Origin of the sequence: Mesorhizobium captivum (assembly GCF_033977165.1) — a bacterium.
Classification (GTDB): domain Bacteria; phylum Pseudomonadota; class Alphaproteobacteria; order Rhizobiales; family Rhizobiaceae; genus Mesorhizobium; species Mesorhizobium captivum.
In genome coordinates this window covers 167,855-183,379 of the sequence record NZ_JAVIJB010000002.1, presented here as the reverse complement: position 1 = coordinate 183,379, position 15,525 = coordinate 167,855, and the positions used below count along the sequence as shown (strand labels likewise).

Sequence of the window (15,525 nt, the reverse complement as noted above, 5' to 3'; positions counted from 1 at the left end):
GCTGGCAGATCAGCCATGCAGACCTATGTCGCGCTGCTCTACAGCATTCTCCTCAGCGAGGGGCGGCGCCTCGTCATGTCGGACCTCAAGGCGATGGCCGAAGGCCTAGGGCTGAAAAATGTCCGCACGCTGGTGGCGACGGGCAATCTGGTCTTCGAGACGCGGTCGACCAAAATTTCCGCCCTCGAACAGCAGCTGGAGAGGGCCTTCGAAGAGACTTTCGGCCGCCATGTCGACATCATCGTGCGCGGCGCCGAAGATTGGCTGAAGCTCGCGACTGGAAATCCGTTTCCGGCCGAATCCGCGGCCACCGGCGATCAGGTCGCTGTGCGCGTCATGCGCGAGCCTGTACCGACGGATGCCCTATCCGCGCTTCAGGCCCGTGCTGCTGAAGACGAGAAGGTTCTTTTGGTCGACGGCGATATCTGGCTGGTGTTTTCGCGCGAGAGGCCAAGCTCTCGCCTGCTTGCAGCCGCCAATCATAAGCGCTTTGGCATCGGTACTTCGCGCAACTGGAACACGGTGCGCCGGCTGGCCGAGATAGTCCGGAATTAGCCAGATGGAGAGGGGGCGGCTTTCGCCGCCCCATTTGCTTCAGGCCTTCGCCGTCCGCGCTCCAGCACCCAGCGCCATGGTGCGCAGCACGTAGTAGACCGCACCGGCGATCGCCACGCCGAAGAACCAGCCGTAGACGCCCCACCATGACGGCAGCCAGCTGGTGAAGTTCGGCAGGATCGAGGAGAAGATCGCGCCGATACCGGCGGCGATGAAGGCGTTGACGTGCCAGCCCCCCTGGAAGCGGAACTCGCCGTCTTCGCGGTAGAGCGCCTCGACGTCGACCTCGCTTTTGCGGATCAGGTAGTAGTCGACCATCATCACGCCGAAGATCGGCCCCATCGTCGCGCCGATGATGTTGACGAAGGACGCGGCACTGCCTTCCCACGGCGCGAAGGGGTAGAGCACCAATGCGATAAGTGCTGCGATGTAGCCGCCCTTCTTGAAGTCGATCTGGCGCGGGAAGACGTTGGAGAAGTCGAATGCCGGCGAGACGAAGTTCGCCACGACGTTGATGCCGAGCGTCGCCACCGCGAAGGTCAGCGCCGCCAGAGCCGCCAGGAACCAGCTGTCGAATTTGGCCGAGATCTGGTCGGGATGCAGCAGCACCTCGTGATAGACGTCGTAGGCGGCGATCGTGGTGACGCCGGCGACCAGCGAGAACAGGATGAGGTTGACCGGCAGGCCCCAGATGTTGCCCTTGCGCAGCGATGCCTTGTCGGGCGCATAGCGGGCAAAGTCGCAGAAGTTGAGGTAGAGCGCCGAGAAATAGGTCACCCAGATCGCCGCCACCGCGAACAGCGCCGTCCACGAACCCGGCTCGCCGGGCACGCCGGCGTCCTTGGTCTTGTCGAGCAGCACGTCCATCGGGATGTCGCTGGTGAAGGCGAAGGTACCCGACTTCACGCAGAGATAGATCGCCAGGATCAGCATCATCACCCACACGGCGGGGCCGGCCCAATCCTGGAAGCGGCGCACGGTTTCCATGCCCTTCTGGATGATCAGGAGCTGCAGCGCCCAGATGACGACGAAGCAGATCACTTCCAGGGTGGAATGGCCGAGCAGGTGCGAGGTCTGGTTGAATTCGTTGAACCATGGCAGCCGCGTCAGCAGCGCGACGATCGCACCCGATGCCGCAGCCGTCTGCGCGCCGTACCAGAAGCAGGCGACGACGGCCCGCACCAGCGCCGGGATGTTGGCGCCCCAGATGCCGAAGGAAGCGCGGGCGAGCACGGGGTAGGGCACGCCGGTCTTCACGCCGGCATAGCCGACAAGGTTCATCAGGAAATAGATGATCAGCGACCCGATGCCGATGGCGATGATGAAGTTGACGAAGCCGCCGCAGAACAGGAACAGACTTGCGGCGAGATAGTAGCCCCAGAGGCTGTGGACGTCGGATGTCCAGACGTTGAAGATCGAAAACGGTCCCCAGTTCCTGACCGTTGCCGGAGCCAGATCCTCGTTGTAGAGGCCGGGCGATGCGCCTTGTATGGTCATTGCAAGTGTTCCCCTTTTGCAAAACGCGCCCTCACGCGTTAACCGCCGAGGTTAAGCCTGACGCTGGGGAACCGGCAAGCAATCCATTTGCCGGCTTTCGCCTTAAAGACATTCAATGAGAATGGCCCTTATCGCTGACACTGATCTCACCGGAGCCTGAGTCGACGTAGGCGTTTTCGCCGCAGATCGGCGGTTCCAAAATTTTCAAGCGGCAACCAAATTTGTTTGGAACTAATCCACAGGATATGCGTTTATTCGGGTTCGGCTGCTCTGCGGTCGAACCGGGAGGAAACTATGGATCGCTTGCATTTCTTTACCCCAGTGCGGATTGCGCGTGGGCAGGGATATCCCTTGGAGGAAGTCGATAGCGTCTCCGAAGCGATGGTGTTCCTGCGGAAGTGGCCTACGGGCAGACGCGGCCCCGTTTATCAATGCGCCGTGAATTGCTGTTCGGCGGCAATGTCGGGCAAAATGTCGGCCGAGGAGGCGAGAAAGGCTTTCGTCGGCTTTGCCCGTATCACCCGCCTTCTCGATGACGACATGGCGCTGCCGCTGGGTGGTCCGTCCACGGACAATGTCTACGCTCTGAGGCGGTAGCACCGTCGCGCCCCCGCGGCTGCTGCTGACAGATCCGGATGATGAGGCGTTGGCTTATGGCCGACGCCAGGCCGCCTTTTGTTTTCGTCCGCGTGCCGCCCTCTTGTTTCAATTCTCCCTGAAAGAGCGCGTGAGCGAGGCCTGCAGCGGCGCCAGCATATAGTCGAGCAGGGTATGTTCTCCGGTCAGGATCATGACTTCCGCCGGCATGCCGGGCGACAGACGGATGTCATGCAGGTCTTTAAGATCGGCCGTGTCGACCTTGACCTTAGCGAGGAAATAAGGCTCGCCGGTCTTCTCGTCCGTCAGCCGGTCGGCCGACACCGACGTAAGCAGGCCATGGATTTGCGGCAAATGCCGGCTCGGATAGGCCGTCAGCACCACGCGGGCGGGCATGTCCGGATGCACCACGTCGATATCCGTGGGCCGGATTCGTGAATCGATGATCAGATTGGGCTCGTTGGGGACGATGTCGAGAAGCGGCTGACCGCTGGAGATCACGCCCGATTCGGTCGTTACCCGCAGGTTCATCACAGTTCCGGCGATCGGCGCGACGATGTCCGTTCTGGCCAGCACATCCTGGCGCGAAGGCAATTGGCTGCGCAATTCGGCGAGGTCTGTACGCGCTTTGGCAAGATCCTCGTTGGCGGTCTCGCTGTCCTGCTGGCGCAGGTTGAGGAGCTGGAACTCGGTCTCGCCGATCTGCTGATCGTTCTTCGCCACCTGCGCCCGGTTCGATGCCTGGTTGGCGCGGATGTCGGCCTGGGAACGCTGCAGCGCCAATATCCGCGGCAGGCGTTCGAGGCCCTTCTTATACATCTCCTGCGCGGAGGCGATCTCCTGTTCGATCAGGCCGAGCTGTTCGGTCTCTGCGGCGATCACGTCTCGTGATCCCGCGCTTTGCTCCTTAATCTGTGCGATGCGCTTGTTGAGGATCTGCGTGCGCCCGTCGCGGGTTGCGAGGCGGCTGTCGAGCAGCGCCTGCTCCTCGACGACGACCTTTCGCGCCAACTCGCTATCGATCGACGTCAACTCCTTGGGGAAGGCGATCCGATTCTGTCCGGCAAGCTCCGCCACCAGGCGCGCCTCGGTTGCCAGCAGGCGGATGTAGTGCCCCTGCAACTCGTCGTAACGCCCTTGCGCCTCCGTTGTCTTCAGGCTGATCAGAACCTGGCCGGCGCTGACCTTGTCGCCTTCCTTGACATGGATCGCCCCGATGATGCCGCCTTCGAGATGCTGGACCGTCTTGCGATAGCCTTCCGGGCTGACGACGCCGTTGGCGACGACGGCGCTTGCCAGAAGCGCGACGCTGGACCATGCGGCGACACCGCCGACGAAGAAGATCGACGAAACGTAGCCCAGCATGCGTGCGGGCCGCGTCCGTTGATTGAGGTCGCGCTTGCTGGCCCGGGCCGCAGGCGACCGTCGCCGGACGAGTCGCGCAATCAGGAACAGGAAGAGCGCGCTTGCGGCCGCTGCCAGAGCGATGCGTTTCGGCTGGTCGAGCCCGTCGAACCAGACCGACACCGCGGCAATGAGTTGGCCGGCGGAGATGGCTAGCCTGCCGGTCAATTCGCGCAGGCTATCCGCCAGCCCGTTCGCCATCGTCGAGAAGTCGCCAAATCGCTCGTCCATGGCTCACTCCACCGCCTTCAGATTTGTGGCCGCATTGGCGGCGATCTTGTCCCGTATTGCCGCCGGCACCGGAATGCGCCTGGGCTGGCCTGCCAACGCGCCGAGCACTTCGTCGCGCGGGCCGAACATCGCGACGGAACCGTCGCGGAGGAAGACGACATTATCGGCCGTGCGCAGAAGATTGGTCTGATGGCTGACGATAACGACCGTGCGGCCCCGCTCCTTCAGTTGCTGGAGCACGTTGAACAGCGCCACCTCGCCTTCGCCGTCGAGGCCGGTATTCGGCTCGTCGAGAACGATCAGCGGCGGGTCGCCGAACAGGGCCCGGGCCAGCGCGATGCGCTGGCGCTGGCCGCGCGAGATCTTGACGCCGTGCGGCCCGACCTCGGTCCGATAACCGTTCGGCAGCCGCAGGATCATCTCGTGGATGCCCGCGAGCTGCGCCGCGGCGATGACGGCTTCGCTGTCGACTTCGTCGCGCAGACGCGAAATGTTCTCGGCGATCGTTCCCGGGAACAATTCGATCTGTTGCGGCAGGTAGCCGATATGCTGGCCCAACTGGTCGGAAGGCCAGTTCCAGACCTCCGCCCCATCCAGCCTGACATGGCCGAGCGAAGGCCGCATCGTGCCGACGATGAGACGGCAGAGCGTCGTCTTGCCGGAGCCGGACGAGCCGATCACGCCACAGGTTTGGCCAGGCTCGACACCGAAGCCGATCGCGTTCAACAGGGCTTGCGAAGTTCCCGGCGCATAGTAGTGCAGATTTTCGAGTTTCAGCCGCCCTTGCGGACGCGGCAGGGTGACGCCGGCGTTCTGCATCGACGCGGTGGCGGCGAAGAGCTTGATCAGGTTCTGGCGCGCCGTCCGCGCGTTGACCAGGCTGCGCCAGGCGCCGATCGAACGTTCGATCGGCGCCAGCGCGCGGCTGAGCAGAATGGAAGCTGCTATCATCGACCCGCCCGTCAGTTCGCGGCGCAGGACGAAATAGGCGCCGAGCCCCAGCACGGCCACCTGCAGGGCGAGGCGCAGCGAGCGCGACAGGCTGCCGATCACGGTGGTGCGTTGGAAAATCCGGGACTGCAGATCCGTCAGCGATTGCTGGTTCTGTTCCCACCGCAGCAGCGCCGGCTCGGACATGCCGAGCGAGCACAACGTCTCGGCGCCATCGATGTATTGACCGACGGCGGCCTGGCTGCGACGCAACCCAGCCGCCGCCTCCTGACCCTTGCGGCGGGTGAGGAAATCGTTGGCTAAAGCGCAGCAGAACAGCAGCACGGCGCCGGCGAGACCGAGCACGCCCAATGCCGGATGCAGAAACCACATGAACGCCAGGAACACCGGTGTCCAAGGCGCGTCGAGAAAGGTCAGTATGCCGTCGCCGGCAATGAAGCCGCGCAGATCGCCCACGTCCTTCAGGCCGGCCTCGAGGTTGCTGCCGGCCAGGCGCGCCTCCATGGCGCGTTCGATCACCGGCACGCTGAGCTGGTCGTCCAGCCATTGGCTGATATGGCCCAGCATCATCCGGCGGGCATGTTCCAGCAGGCCATACACGGCGATGGCGCCGATGACGGCCAGAGTGAGCCACAGCAGCGTGTCGATCGAGCCGCTCGACAGCACCCGGTCGTATATCTGCAGCATGTAGACGGTGCTGGCGAGCAGGAGGACATTGGTGAGCAGGCTGAAGAGGAGAAGGGCCGGCGCTTGATGGCGCGCCAGGCGCATCACCTCCTGGAATTGCGGTCTTGGCTGCATGACGGATCCCCCCGTTTCGATGCTTGTGCGAGTGCTCGGCCGGGCGCTCAGCCGCGTGTGGCCGATGACGGTACGGGGGCAGCTAATGCTGCCCCCGTTAGTCGAGTGTCAGGCGATGTCGACGAGGATGTGCTGGAAGTCAGTCGTGTCGCCGTCCGCGTCCGCCACCTGGAAGGAGAAGTCGAGGTTGGCATTCGGCGTCTCGCTCACGGTCGAGGTGAAGCCGATATCCGTGATCTTCAGCACGTCGTTGTCGACGGCGTCGAAGCCCACCAGACCGCCGGTGGCATTGCTGCCGCCGCCTGCACCGGTCGCCCCGTTCAGGTTGATCGCCTGGCCGCTTATGCCGTTGCTCGACTGCATGATCTGGACACCTTGCAGGACATAGTCTTCGCCGGCCGCGTTGTAGTCGTTCCGCTCGATGATCAGGAGACCGTCGTTGTTGTCGAGCGTGAACTCGGTGTTGTACGGGGCCGGGACCTGACCCGTCTTGAAGATGTCGGCGTTGGCCGCGTAGACGGCCCGCGTGATCGAGGTGTCGTCCGCGGTGCCGAGGATGTTGTCGGCGCCATCGTCGACCAGGTTGAGGATCAGCATCAGATCCTCGCTGTTGCCGATGCCGTCGAACTTGATGGCCATGGCGCCGGCGGTCGCAGTCGGGACGGTAGCCTCGTTCACGATACCGACGTCGCTGCTGAAGAACCGCAAGGTCAGCAACTCGCCCTTCTGGATCGTGTCGCCGGCGACACCGTTGGTGCTCTGCGTCGCGGACACCCACGTTTGATTGTTGTTGCTGACCATGTCGTGGCTGCCGGTCGGCGTGTTGAACGAGGTGTCGGAGGACGATCCCTGGCCATTGTTCGTCAGGCTGAACGGATTGGCCTTGTTGATCGCGTTACCGGTGAATTGCACGTAGAAGTCTTCGTCTGCCGGCGTGTTCGGGTCATCCGCCTGCAGTTTTTCCAACACGATCGGTGGGTGGCCCACGTTGCTCGTGGGCTGCTTGGACAGGAGTTCGGCGGTGTGGATGACGTCGAAGCTGAAGCCCTCCAGCGGGTCGGTCAGGGTGATGGTGTAAGTACCGGCGACCTTGTCGAAGACCAGGGTACCGCCCGCTGTGCCTGTCTGGACGCCGGCGGCCGGATCCTTGTCGTAGGTGAAGCTGAAGTTGAACGTCGCGGAGGCATCAGTCTCCGATGCCAGCGTCACGTCCGGGGTCAGGATACTGCCGCCGCCGCCGCCGGTGATCGAGCCGGTGAGCCCGATCTGGATGCCGGCAGTCACGAGGTCCTGGTCGACAAAGTCCGAATGCGTGGCGTCGTAGAACGCGGCCGGGTGAGCATCCGCGCCGATATCGTAGCCGAAGGCTCCGCTGGCAAATGCGTTGGCCGCGTTGGCCAGGGTCTCGTGCTCGATAGCCACCGTACTAGGGTCACCGTCGAATGGCACCGTGATCGTCGGAGCATCGTCCTTGAAGACGAGGCTTGTGCCGATATCGACAGAATCCGAGTCCTCATCGCCGTCACCGTCGGTGATGGTCGCCGTCAACGTGACGAGATCGGCGGACGCCAAAGTCGTCTCCTGATCCGGCCCAGTGTCGGGCGAGTGTATGACGGCACGCGCCTGATCGAGTGTCACGTTGCCGTCAGCATCGACGCTCACCGTGAACACAATATCGCCAACGGCTGAGCCAGCGCGGCCGACCACCTCGCCGCTTTCGACGAAAAGCAGAACCGACTGGCCGGTCAAGGTGTCGGTCAGGCCGCTATCGTTTGTGATCTGGCTGATGCCGAGGGCATAGCTGACGGCGTCACCATCCGCACCGGCATTCGAAGTGAAGGCAGTGGAGAAGTCGCCGCTATTGTTGCCCAAATTAGTCTCGTCAACCGTGAGCGTTGGCGGCTCGCCGGTTGCCGTGATCGTCGGAGCATCGTCCTTGAAGACGAGGCTTGTGCCGATATTGACAGAATCCGAGTCCTCATCGCCGTCGCCATCGGTGATGGTTGCCGTCAAGGTGACGAGATCGGCGGATGCTAGAGTTGTTTCCTGATCCGGCCCGGTGTCGGGCGAGTGCACGACGGCACGCGCCTGATCGAGTGTCACGTTACCCTGATCATCGACGCTGACCGTGAACACGATATCGCCGACGGCTGAACCGGCACGACCGACCACGTCGTCGCCTTCGACGAAAAGCAGAACGGACTGGCCGCTCAAGGTGTCGGTCAGGCCGCTATCGTTGGTGATCTGGCTGATGCCGAGGGCATAGCTGATGGCGTCACCATCCGCACCGGCATTCGAGGTGAAGACAGTCGAGAAATCCGCGCTGTCGTCGATTGAAAAGTCGGACTCGTCAACCGTGAGCGTCGGCGGCTCACCAGTTGCCGTGATGCTCGGGCCGTCGTCATCGAAGTTGATGAAGGAGCCGACCTCTTCGGTGTGGGCGTTGGTTGTCGTCGCCGAGAAGTGGAACTCGGTGATGTCGCAGCCTTCATTCGCGTCGACCCCCGTAACCGTCATCCGATCCATCTTGGTGGCGGTCGTGATATCGACCGTGGTGACGTTGTCGAGCCCGGTAATGGTGACCGCGTTGCCGGTGCCGCTAAGCCCTGTGATGGTGACGTTGCCGCTTCCCGTTGCATAGGTGCCATCAACGGTGATGGTGGAAGCAAACCCCGATGTGCCCGTCAACTTGATGCTGGTGATGTCAACCGGGTTGGTCGTGGTGCCGTCAAAGAAGTCCGTGCCTTGCTGGTCGGCCGTGTTGTCGAAGGCCTTGATCGTGATGTCCACCCGCTTATCCGGTTGGGAGGGCGTGATCTGGTTGATCGTGAACCCGGCCTCGGTGATGGTCTCGATATGGTTGTCGTACTGGATTTGCGAAGCGCTACCTGCGGCGAGGTCGCCGCCGGTCACAAAGTCGACCTGCAGCGTTTCGTTCGGATTTATGCTCTGGTTGTTGATGCCGAAGCCCTGCGTGCTCACGTTGGCGGTGCCGCCGTTCAAACCGATCACCAGAAGCTGCTTGGAGGCGTCATCGGGCGAATTGATCAGGTAGAAATCATGATTGCCGGGAGCAGCATTCTGGCCGGAGAAGCTGATCTGGGAGGTCCCCTCGATCGATGCGAACACCTTGTCGGTCAGATCGATGCGGTCGTCCGGATCGGTCGCGATCGGATTGAACAACGGCACATACTGGACCAGGTACAGGTCTGGACTGGTGCCGCCGCCATCCAACCCGAACGAGAAGGCGAGCGGGCCGTTCGCGGCGGGTGCAACGTTCGGATCGGCTGTACCAATGACGCCGATCACGACATTTGGGTGAGTTGCGTCCTGGAACAGCCAGACATAATTGCCGTCGACCGTCTGAATGCCGCTGTTCACGCCGACGGTGGTGGAAAACGGGGTTCCGGAGGCGTTCTGGGTGAGAACGACCGATGTGATGGTTTCCCCTGCGCTCGCCGAGGCCACCACGAAGTCGGACTGGAAGGCGACCTCTATTGATGTGCCGAGAGTGAGAAGATATGTCAGTGTGGTGTTGGTGTCGTGCGGCGGAACGGCCGGATTGATATCGTCGTCTGTTAAGCCGCTTGTTTCGTCGATGATGATGTCTTGAGCTGTGATGTCGAGTGCCATTGCGAATTCTCCCTGGTTCAATGCGACAGGCGCGAAATCAGCCCCAACGCTGGCAACCGGTCGCATGGGCGTGCATTCGCCGGCAGGGCCGGCGCTGCGCGCCATTGTTAAAAGGGACCTGAAGTTTCGATTGACTCAGGGGGTAGAGGGGGTAGGAGGAGCCGCCGCTAATCCTCCGCCCCTTGCCCCGTCAGGCAATTCTGGGCGGATGCGTCCTATGCGCATCGGTGACCCACCAACGGCGGGCACCAAGGATCGACAATGAGGGCATACTCAACCCCGCCCCTCTTCAACAGGCTATTGACTGCCTGTACGCCTCCCGCTCAGAACATGAGCGCGAAAACTTTACTCTTATTTGTGGAGATTTGAAATCGGACTATTGCCTTTTAATAAAAAGTGTGAATCGGAAATAGTCCCTCCAGGGCACGGACTTTTGTCCCCATGATTCGAACCATTTAAAATCAAAAGGAACACACTAGATCGTGTCCTTGGATTTGGGACCGCCTGAAAGAATGAATAGCACCTAATGCAAACGACGCTCGCTATAGCACCTATGATGGACTGGACAGACCGTCATTGCCGGTTTTTCCACCGTCAGTTGACGCGCCGTGCGCTGCTCTACACCGAGATGGTGGTGGCGGACGCGGTCATCCATGGTGTGCGCGAGCGGCTGCTTGGCTTTGATGACGCCGAGCATCCGGTTGCGCTGCAGCTTGGCGGTTCGGATCCGCGCAAGCTCGCCGAGGCGGCCGTCATCGGCGAGGCGTTCGGTTATGACGAGATCAATCTCAATGTCGGCTGTCCGTCGGATCGGGTCCAGTCGGGCACGTTCGGCGCCTGCCTGATGAAGACGCCGCTGCTGGTGGCGGAATGCGTCTCTGCGATGAAGGCGGCGGTGAAAATCCCCGTCACCGTCAAATGCCGCATCGGCGTCGACGAGCAGGACCCCGAACCGGCTCTCGATACGCTGGCCGACGGTGTGCTCGCGGCCGGTGCCGATGCCCTCTGGGTGCATGCCCGCAAGGCGTGGCTGGAGGGGCTGAGCCCTAAGGAAAACCGCGATATCCCACCGCTCGATTATTCGCGCGTCTATCGGCTGAAGGCCAGAAAGCCGAACGAATTCATCGGCATCAATGGCGGTATTCAATCGCTCGACGAGGTTTCCGAACATCTCGGCCATGTCGACGGCGCCATGCTTGGCCGTGCGGCCTATCATACGCCGGGCATCCTTGCCGGCGTCGATGCGGCTTTCTATGGCGAGGCGCGGATCGCTTTCGACTACGCAGCGCTGATGGATGCAATGGCTGCTTACGCCGCGCGCCACATCGAGAAGGGCGGGCGGCTCGGCCATATTACGCGCCATATGGTCGGCCTGTTCCATGGCCTTGCGGGCGCGCGCCGCTACCGGCAGATTCTGTCCACCGATGCCAACAAACCCGGAGCGGGGCCGGAGGTGCTGAAGGCAGCCTTTGCGGCGGTCGATCTCAGCGAGGCTGCAGCCGAAGCCGCCTAAGAGGCTGCAACTCAAATCTCGCAGGCCATCCTGTCCGTATTGATGTCACAGATCTCAGCAGCAACAATGCTGGCCTGCGGGACTGAACTGCAGTTCCTTCTGTCTCGGCGGACAGGGGTGATCACCGTAAGAGCAGAATACGCAGCAATCTCCCGCCAGGGGCTTGAGGAGAACCCCGCAGCTTTCGCATTCGTAGAAATACTGGCAGGCATCGGCCGGCATCGTCTCGGTTTTGCGGTGACCGCAGGCCGGACAGGTGATGGTGCTGGTGAGTCCGGTCATTGCTCATTCACCAAGGCTGCAGCATAGCCGGCGTTTGTGGAAGCATCGGCAATCGCTGCCGGGCTCGTCTTGCTGTCGTCGAAGACAACCGTCGCAGTCTTGGCATCGACGTCGGTTGAAACGGAGACAATGCCGTCGAGGTGCTTGATTGCGGTCGTAACGGTGGCCGGGCAGAGCGGACACGTCATGTCGGGCACCGAGAACGTGGCGGTACGCTGCCCCGCAGCAGCGGGCGCGGCGACGAGGAGCAGGACAGCGATTGCAATCGCAATGCGCATGGAGATCTCCTACAGATTGAGCCGTCCGAAGACATCGACAGCGGCCGCAGACGCTGCAATCAGGCTCGCGGCCAATAGGATCCATCGGGTGGAGTTGCGATAGACGGGACTGGCGCAGAGGGAGCCCGGAAGGCAGGCGGCCGCTTCACTGCGGCGGTAGCGCCAGTATCCGAGAGCGATGGAGACGGCTGCGAGCGTGAGGAAGTACGGCTGGTAGGGCGCCAGCGCAGTGAGGCGCGCGATCCAGGCGCCGCTAATTCCGGCGAGTGCGAAAGCGAGCGGAAGGATACAGCAGGCGGAGGCGAGGAGACCTGCCGAAAGGCCGCCAAGAGCGAACGACAGGCCAGTCTGTGATGTCGTTGGGTTGCTGACGGGCGATGGTGCGATCATTCCGGCATCTCCACGCGGCTCGACAGGAACAGGTTGATGGCGGCGCCCGACAGCATGATCAACAATCCGGTGCCAAGATTGAACATCAGAATCTCGATGCTGGCGTCGATTGGATGGAACAGGGTCAGCGCCGCCGCAGTAATTCCAGCGACGGAGAGACTTGCGGCGAAGATCACCGGCGCTGGGTTGAAACTGGCGGCATGGCGCAGCATCAGAGCCAAGGCGAGCGACAACGGCAGGCTGGTCAGCACCAATGTGGCAATGCAGGAGGCCGTCTCACCAGGAGCCGCGCCACCGGGAACCATCGGGGTCCAGAAACGCAGGCACTGATAGCCGATCGAGAAAAGCCACAAGGCAAGCGCCGGAAGCGGCAGCCAAAGCCAGTGACGTGAACGGCCGGGAAGGCTGATGAAGAATGCCGCCAGCGCGGCAAGGATGCCGGTTAGGACAGCCCCTGTGAGGCTCAAGGCGAAGCGGATATCGGCCAGGCGAACAAGGAGGCCTGGCCGCCAGCCATGGGCAGCGGCGATCATGGTGAGGATCAATGCGGCCAGAAGCAGGAAACCGGTGGCGCGCAGCAGCGGTGGGCGGAGCCGCCTGACCGGTCTCAGATTGGCCGCAAGCGCGGAAATGAGATCATCCGTGGGGATCATGTTTCACTCCCGCCATGGAAGAATCGCCGCAGACGCTGGATGGCGCGGTGCGTGGCGATTTTAAGCGCCGCCACGCTCGTACCACTCACCGCCGAGGCTTCTTTCAGCGACAGCCCTTCGATCTTGGTGAGCCGGACGGCTTCGCGCTGTCCGGCAGGAAGGCGGTCGAGGGCCGCCGCAATCTCATGGATATTCGTCATGCCCTCAAGGTTCGCGGGCGGATCGGCAAAGGTTTCGTGAGCAGATTCAAATTCCGTTTCGTAGGCCCGGCGGCGGCCCTGACGGCGCAGGCGGTCGATCAGCCTGCGCCGGGCAATGGCCGTAACCCAGGGACCGAACGGCCGCGCGGGATCATAGGTCCGGCGCACGGTATGCAGGCTGAGCAGTATATCTTGCACCGCATCCTCGACATCGCTGGGATTGCGGTGGCAGCGCGCCGCGTGAGCGCGGAGGTAAGGCGTGATGCCCTCGAGGAGCCGCCGGTAGGCATCGGCGTCACCGTCCTGAGCCCTGGCCATGAGGATCGACCAATCCAGTTCTCGCACCTGCGGCGAGGGAGCAGCCGGCCCCCGCACAAGTTTCAGCACCGGTTTGGTGGTCATTGCCGGTGTGCCTCCGAAGCAAATCGTAAGGCTATCAGCCGATCGAGGGAAATCGGCCCTGCGCCCAGGGCGATGATGGAGATCGCCATGGCGGCCCAGGGCAGGTGGAAGTTGGCCCAGCCATCGGGCACCACAAGCTGGATGACACCGGTCATGACGAGCATCGCCAGCGCGGCAAAGCGGGTGGCGAGGCCCAGGACCAGCAGCACCGGCAAAACGAGTTCGGCGGTCGCGACCAGATAGGCCACGGCATCTGGCATGGGGAAACCATACTCGGCACCGAAGATGTGCAACTTGAACTCCTCTTCGAACAGATAGACGGTGCTGTCCGAGAGCTGCAGGAAGCCGTCCCAGCGGGTAAGGCCGGAGCGGAAAAACGGCACCGCGAGTGCTGCTCGCAGAAACACGGGCGCCACAGCCATGGCAACCGAGGAAAGCCGCCTTGTCAGTGTACGGACGAGTTCCGGAGTTGAGATCGTCATGGCTCACCTCCGGCATCCCGTTCGAGGCTCCAACCGACGAAAGCGCCGGCTTCGATCAGTCCGGCCAACGCAGCGCTGAGATCGAAGTGGACTGTGACCTCAAGTGCGGCGATGGCGGCGGCCACCACTGGCCTGCCGGCGCCCAGGCTCCTGACAAGGGCCGCTGCGCCCACCGGGATCTGGTGAACACGAACTTCTGCGCCTGGCCGGATGATGAGAGCATCCTCGCCGCCCGCGTCGAGATCGACGACTGCGGGCTCGCCACCCGCAATGTTCATGCGCCAGATGGTGAGGGCGGGAAACTGCGATTGCGTAACACGCAGCGAAGGGTGGAGCGCCAGCCTGACCTGGGCGAGGCGGTCCTGATCGATGGCGAGGAGATCGGCGGCTGTAAGCGGTTCCGCATCGGCCGCGTGATAGGCCTCGATCCAGGCGCGCTCGATCCTCGCCACGTCGGCGAGATAGGGCAATGTCGCCACAGGCTCGAATCCGTCAATGAATTCCGGGAAGCCCGTGCCGTAGCCCAGCATGATCGGAGACTGCGGCGGATGTGTTGTTGCGAATTGCCCGGCCATGGCACGGAAGAATTCATCCCCGACGATGCGATGAACCGCTGGGTAATTTTCCTTCAGTGTCTCGATGAGGCCGGCCACGACGTTGTTGCGATAGACCGCAAAGCGGCGTGGACTTGGCAAGCCGTCGGGACCCACGATGCCCGGCGGCGTGGCGCGAGCAGCATCGAGCAGGGCCATCGCGAAGTCCTGCTGCCGTTCAGCCAGTCCTTGCAAGGCGCACCTCCTGCGGTGTCGCGTGAGGCTTCATATGCGCTTCGGCCCGCATGGCCTCGGCGTGCAGCTCGCCCCATGATGGCAAATCGGCATCCCATTCGATCAGCGTCGGCGTGGGACCGAGCTTGCCGATAGCGTAGGCGTAGAGCTGCCAAACCAACGGATCGACCGGCCGGTTGTGGGTATCGATAAGCAGCGGCCTCTGTTTCTCGTCGGTCTCCGGCGTGAAGCCGGCAAGGTGTATTTCCTGCACGGCGACGAGCGGATAGGCATCGATATAGGCGAAGGGATCCCATTGCTGATTGGTCGAAGCGACGTGGACGTTGCTCACATCGAGCAGCAGACCGCAGCCGGTGCGCCGCTGCACCTCGGCGATGAAATCAGGCTCGGCATAGGTGCTTTCGGCGAAGGCGATGTAGGTGGAGGGATTTTCCAGCAGCATCTGGCGGCCGAGCGTCTCCTGCACCTCGTCGATATGAGAGACGATGCGCTGGAGCGTTTCCTTGGTGTAGGGCATCGGCAGCAGATCGTTCAGAAACGCCTCGCCATGGCTCGACCATGCAAGGTGCTCGGAGAAAAGCCCAGGCTGGTAACGGGCGATCAGGTCCTTCAGGCGCCTCAGATGGTCTTGATCGAGGGGCCCGGCCGCGCCGATCGACAGGCCGACGCCGTGCAGCGACAGCGGATAGAGATCGCGCACTGCCGCAAGGTAGCGGTGCGGCGGTCCACCAGCCCCCATGTAGTTTTCGGCGTGGACCTCGAAAAAGCCGATATCCGGCACAGTTTCCAGGATCTCGCGGTAGTGCTGCGGCTTAAGTCCCACTCCGGCGCGCCGAGGTATGTTCATGTCGATCTCCCGGAAAGTCAC

At 62.5% G+C, this 15,525-nt stretch carries 15 protein-coding genes; 3 read left to right on the top strand and 12 right to left on the bottom strand.

Going from position 1 to position 15,525, the window contains the following annotated elements; all coding sequences use genetic code 11:
* Positions 1-15 precede the first annotated feature (15 nt).
* Positions 16-555 carry a DUF1697 domain-containing protein gene (locus RFM40_RS02935; protein WP_320277100.1) on the top strand — a complete coding sequence of 180 codons (540 nt, stop codon included), beginning with the start codon at positions 16-18 and terminating at the stop codon, positions 553-555.
* Positions 556-594: 39 nt separating this feature from the next.
* Here RFM40_RS02935 and RFM40_RS02930 read toward each other — a convergent pair whose 3' ends face one another.
* Positions 595-2,052 carry an NCS1 family nucleobase:cation symporter-1 gene (locus RFM40_RS02930; protein ID WP_320277099.1) on the bottom strand — a complete coding sequence of 486 codons (1,458 nt, stop codon included), beginning with the start codon at positions 2,050-2,052 and terminating at the stop codon, positions 595-597.
* Between the two features lie 294 nt (positions 2,053-2,346).
* Between RFM40_RS02930 and RFM40_RS02925 the strand changes: the two genes are divergently transcribed.
* Positions 2,347-2,649, top strand: coding sequence for a DUF982 domain-containing protein (locus RFM40_RS02925; RefSeq protein WP_126102720.1), 303 nt, complete (start codon positions 2,347-2,349; stop codon positions 2,647-2,649).
* Between the two features lie 108 nt (positions 2,650-2,757).
* On the opposite strand, the gene RFM40_RS02920 is transcribed toward RFM40_RS02925, so the two are convergent.
* From RFM40_RS02920 to RFM40_RS02910, 3 genes are all read right to left on the bottom strand, one after another.
* Positions 2,758-4,284 carry an HlyD family type I secretion periplasmic adaptor subunit gene (locus RFM40_RS02920; protein WP_320277098.1) on the bottom strand — a complete coding sequence of 509 codons (1,527 nt, stop codon included), beginning with the start codon at positions 4,282-4,284 and terminating at the stop codon, positions 2,758-2,760.
* A gap of 3 nt (positions 4,285-4,287) precedes the next feature.
* Entirely contained in the window at positions 4,288-6,036 is a 1,749-nt protein-coding gene (locus tag RFM40_RS02915; RefSeq protein ID WP_320277097.1) for a type I secretion system permease/ATPase, read from the bottom strand.
* A gap of 108 nt (positions 6,037-6,144) precedes the next feature.
* Positions 6,145-9,669, bottom strand: coding sequence for a DUF5801 repeats-in-toxin domain-containing protein (locus RFM40_RS02910; RefSeq protein WP_320277096.1), 3,525 nt, complete (start codon positions 9,667-9,669; stop codon positions 6,145-6,147).
* A gap of 526 nt (positions 9,670-10,195) precedes the next feature.
* Between RFM40_RS02910 and dusA the strand changes: the two genes are divergently transcribed.
* Positions 10,196-11,182, top strand: coding sequence for a tRNA dihydrouridine(20/20a) synthase DusA (gene dusA, locus RFM40_RS02905; RefSeq protein WP_320277095.1), 987 nt, complete (start codon positions 10,196-10,198; stop codon positions 11,180-11,182).
* A 54-nt stretch (positions 11,183-11,236) separates the two neighbouring features.
* Here dusA and RFM40_RS02900 read toward each other — a convergent pair whose 3' ends face one another.
* The 8 genes from RFM40_RS02900 to bufB are packed head-to-tail and all read right to left on the bottom strand — an operon-like array spanning position 11,237 to position 15,504.
* Entirely contained in the window at positions 11,237-11,464 is a 228-nt protein-coding gene (locus tag RFM40_RS02900) for a GDCCVxC domain-containing (seleno)protein (RefSeq protein ID WP_320277094.1), read from the bottom strand.
* A complete protein-coding gene (locus RFM40_RS02895) occupies positions 11,461-11,742 on the bottom strand; it encodes a heavy-metal-associated domain-containing protein (RefSeq protein WP_126100385.1) in 282 nt (93 codons plus the stop codon). Before RFM40_RS02895 ends, RFM40_RS02900 begins: the two co-directional genes overlap by 4 nt.
* 9 nt (positions 11,743-11,751) lie before the next feature.
* A complete protein-coding gene (locus tag RFM40_RS02890) occupies positions 11,752-12,132 on the bottom strand; it encodes a mercuric transporter MerT family protein (RefSeq protein WP_320277093.1) in 381 nt (126 codons plus the stop codon).
* Positions 12,129-12,785, bottom strand: coding sequence for an NrsF family protein (locus RFM40_RS02885; protein ID WP_320277092.1), 657 nt, complete (start codon positions 12,783-12,785; stop codon positions 12,129-12,131). The genes RFM40_RS02890 and RFM40_RS02885 overlap by 4 nt, the downstream gene beginning before the upstream one ends.
* The gene (locus RFM40_RS02880; protein ID WP_320220464.1) at positions 12,782-13,387 is read right to left on the bottom strand and encodes a sigma-70 family RNA polymerase sigma factor; all 606 of its coding nucleotides are present in this window, start codon (positions 13,385-13,387) and stop codon (positions 12,782-12,784) included. The genes RFM40_RS02885 and RFM40_RS02880 overlap by 4 nt, the downstream gene beginning before the upstream one ends.
* A complete protein-coding gene (locus tag RFM40_RS02875) occupies positions 13,384-13,869 on the bottom strand; it encodes a DoxX family protein (RefSeq protein WP_320273935.1) in 486 nt (161 codons plus the stop codon). Before RFM40_RS02875 ends, RFM40_RS02880 begins: the two co-directional genes overlap by 4 nt.
* Positions 13,866-14,657 carry an HvfC/BufC N-terminal domain-containing protein gene (locus RFM40_RS02870; protein ID WP_320273936.1) on the bottom strand — a complete coding sequence of 264 codons (792 nt, stop codon included), beginning with the start codon at positions 14,655-14,657 and terminating at the stop codon, positions 13,866-13,868. Before RFM40_RS02870 ends, RFM40_RS02875 begins: the two co-directional genes overlap by 4 nt.
* Positions 14,641-15,504, bottom strand: coding sequence for an MNIO family bufferin maturase (gene bufB, locus RFM40_RS02865; protein ID WP_320277091.1), 864 nt, complete (start codon positions 15,502-15,504; stop codon positions 14,641-14,643). Before bufB ends, RFM40_RS02870 begins: the two co-directional genes overlap by 17 nt.
* Between the last annotated feature and the right edge of the window lie 21 nt (positions 15,505-15,525).

Coding starts and splice junctions, on each gene's coding strand:
- RFM40_RS02910 (WP_320277096.1), bottom strand. CDS start 9,669: ATGGCACTCGACATCACAGCTCAAGACATCATCATCGACGAAACAAGC.
- RFM40_RS02885 (WP_320277092.1), bottom strand. CDS start 12,785: ATGATCCCCACGGATGATCTCATTTCCGCGCTTGCGGCCAATCTGAGA.
- RFM40_RS02875 (WP_320273935.1), bottom strand. CDS start 13,869: ATGACGATCTCAACTCCGGAACTCGTCCGTACACTGACAAGGCGGCTT.
- RFM40_RS02895 (WP_126100385.1), bottom strand. CDS start 11,742: ATGCGCATTGCGATTGCAATCGCTGTCCTGCTCCTCGTCGCCGCGCCC.
- RFM40_RS02900 (WP_320277094.1), bottom strand. CDS start 11,464: ATGACCGGACTCACCAGCACCATCACCTGTCCGGCCTGCGGTCACCGC.
- bufB (WP_320277091.1), bottom strand. CDS start 15,504: ATGAACATACCTCGGCGCGCCGGAGTGGGACTTAAGCCGCAGCACTAC.
- RFM40_RS02930 (WP_320277099.1), bottom strand. CDS start 2,052: ATGACCATACAAGGCGCATCGCCCGGCCTCTACAACGAGGATCTGGCT.
- RFM40_RS02890 (WP_320277093.1), bottom strand. CDS start 12,132: ATGATCGCACCATCGCCCGTCAGCAACCCAACGACATCACAGACTGGC.
- RFM40_RS02935 (WP_320277100.1), top strand. CDS start 16: ATGCAGACCTATGTCGCGCTGCTCTACAGCATTCTCCTCAGCGAGGGG.
- RFM40_RS02915 (WP_320277097.1), bottom strand. CDS start 6,036: ATGCAGCCAAGACCGCAATTCCAGGAGGTGATGCGCCTGGCGCGCCAT.
- RFM40_RS02925 (WP_126102720.1), top strand. CDS start 2,347: ATGGATCGCTTGCATTTCTTTACCCCAGTGCGGATTGCGCGTGGGCAG.
- RFM40_RS02880 (WP_320220464.1), bottom strand. CDS start 13,387: ATGACCACCAAACCGGTGCTGAAACTTGTGCGGGGGCCGGCTGCTCCC.
- RFM40_RS02920 (WP_320277098.1), bottom strand. CDS start 4,284: ATGGACGAGCGATTTGGCGACTTCTCGACGATGGCGAACGGGCTGGCG.
- dusA (WP_320277095.1), top strand. CDS start 10,196: ATGCAAACGACGCTCGCTATAGCACCTATGATGGACTGGACAGACCGT.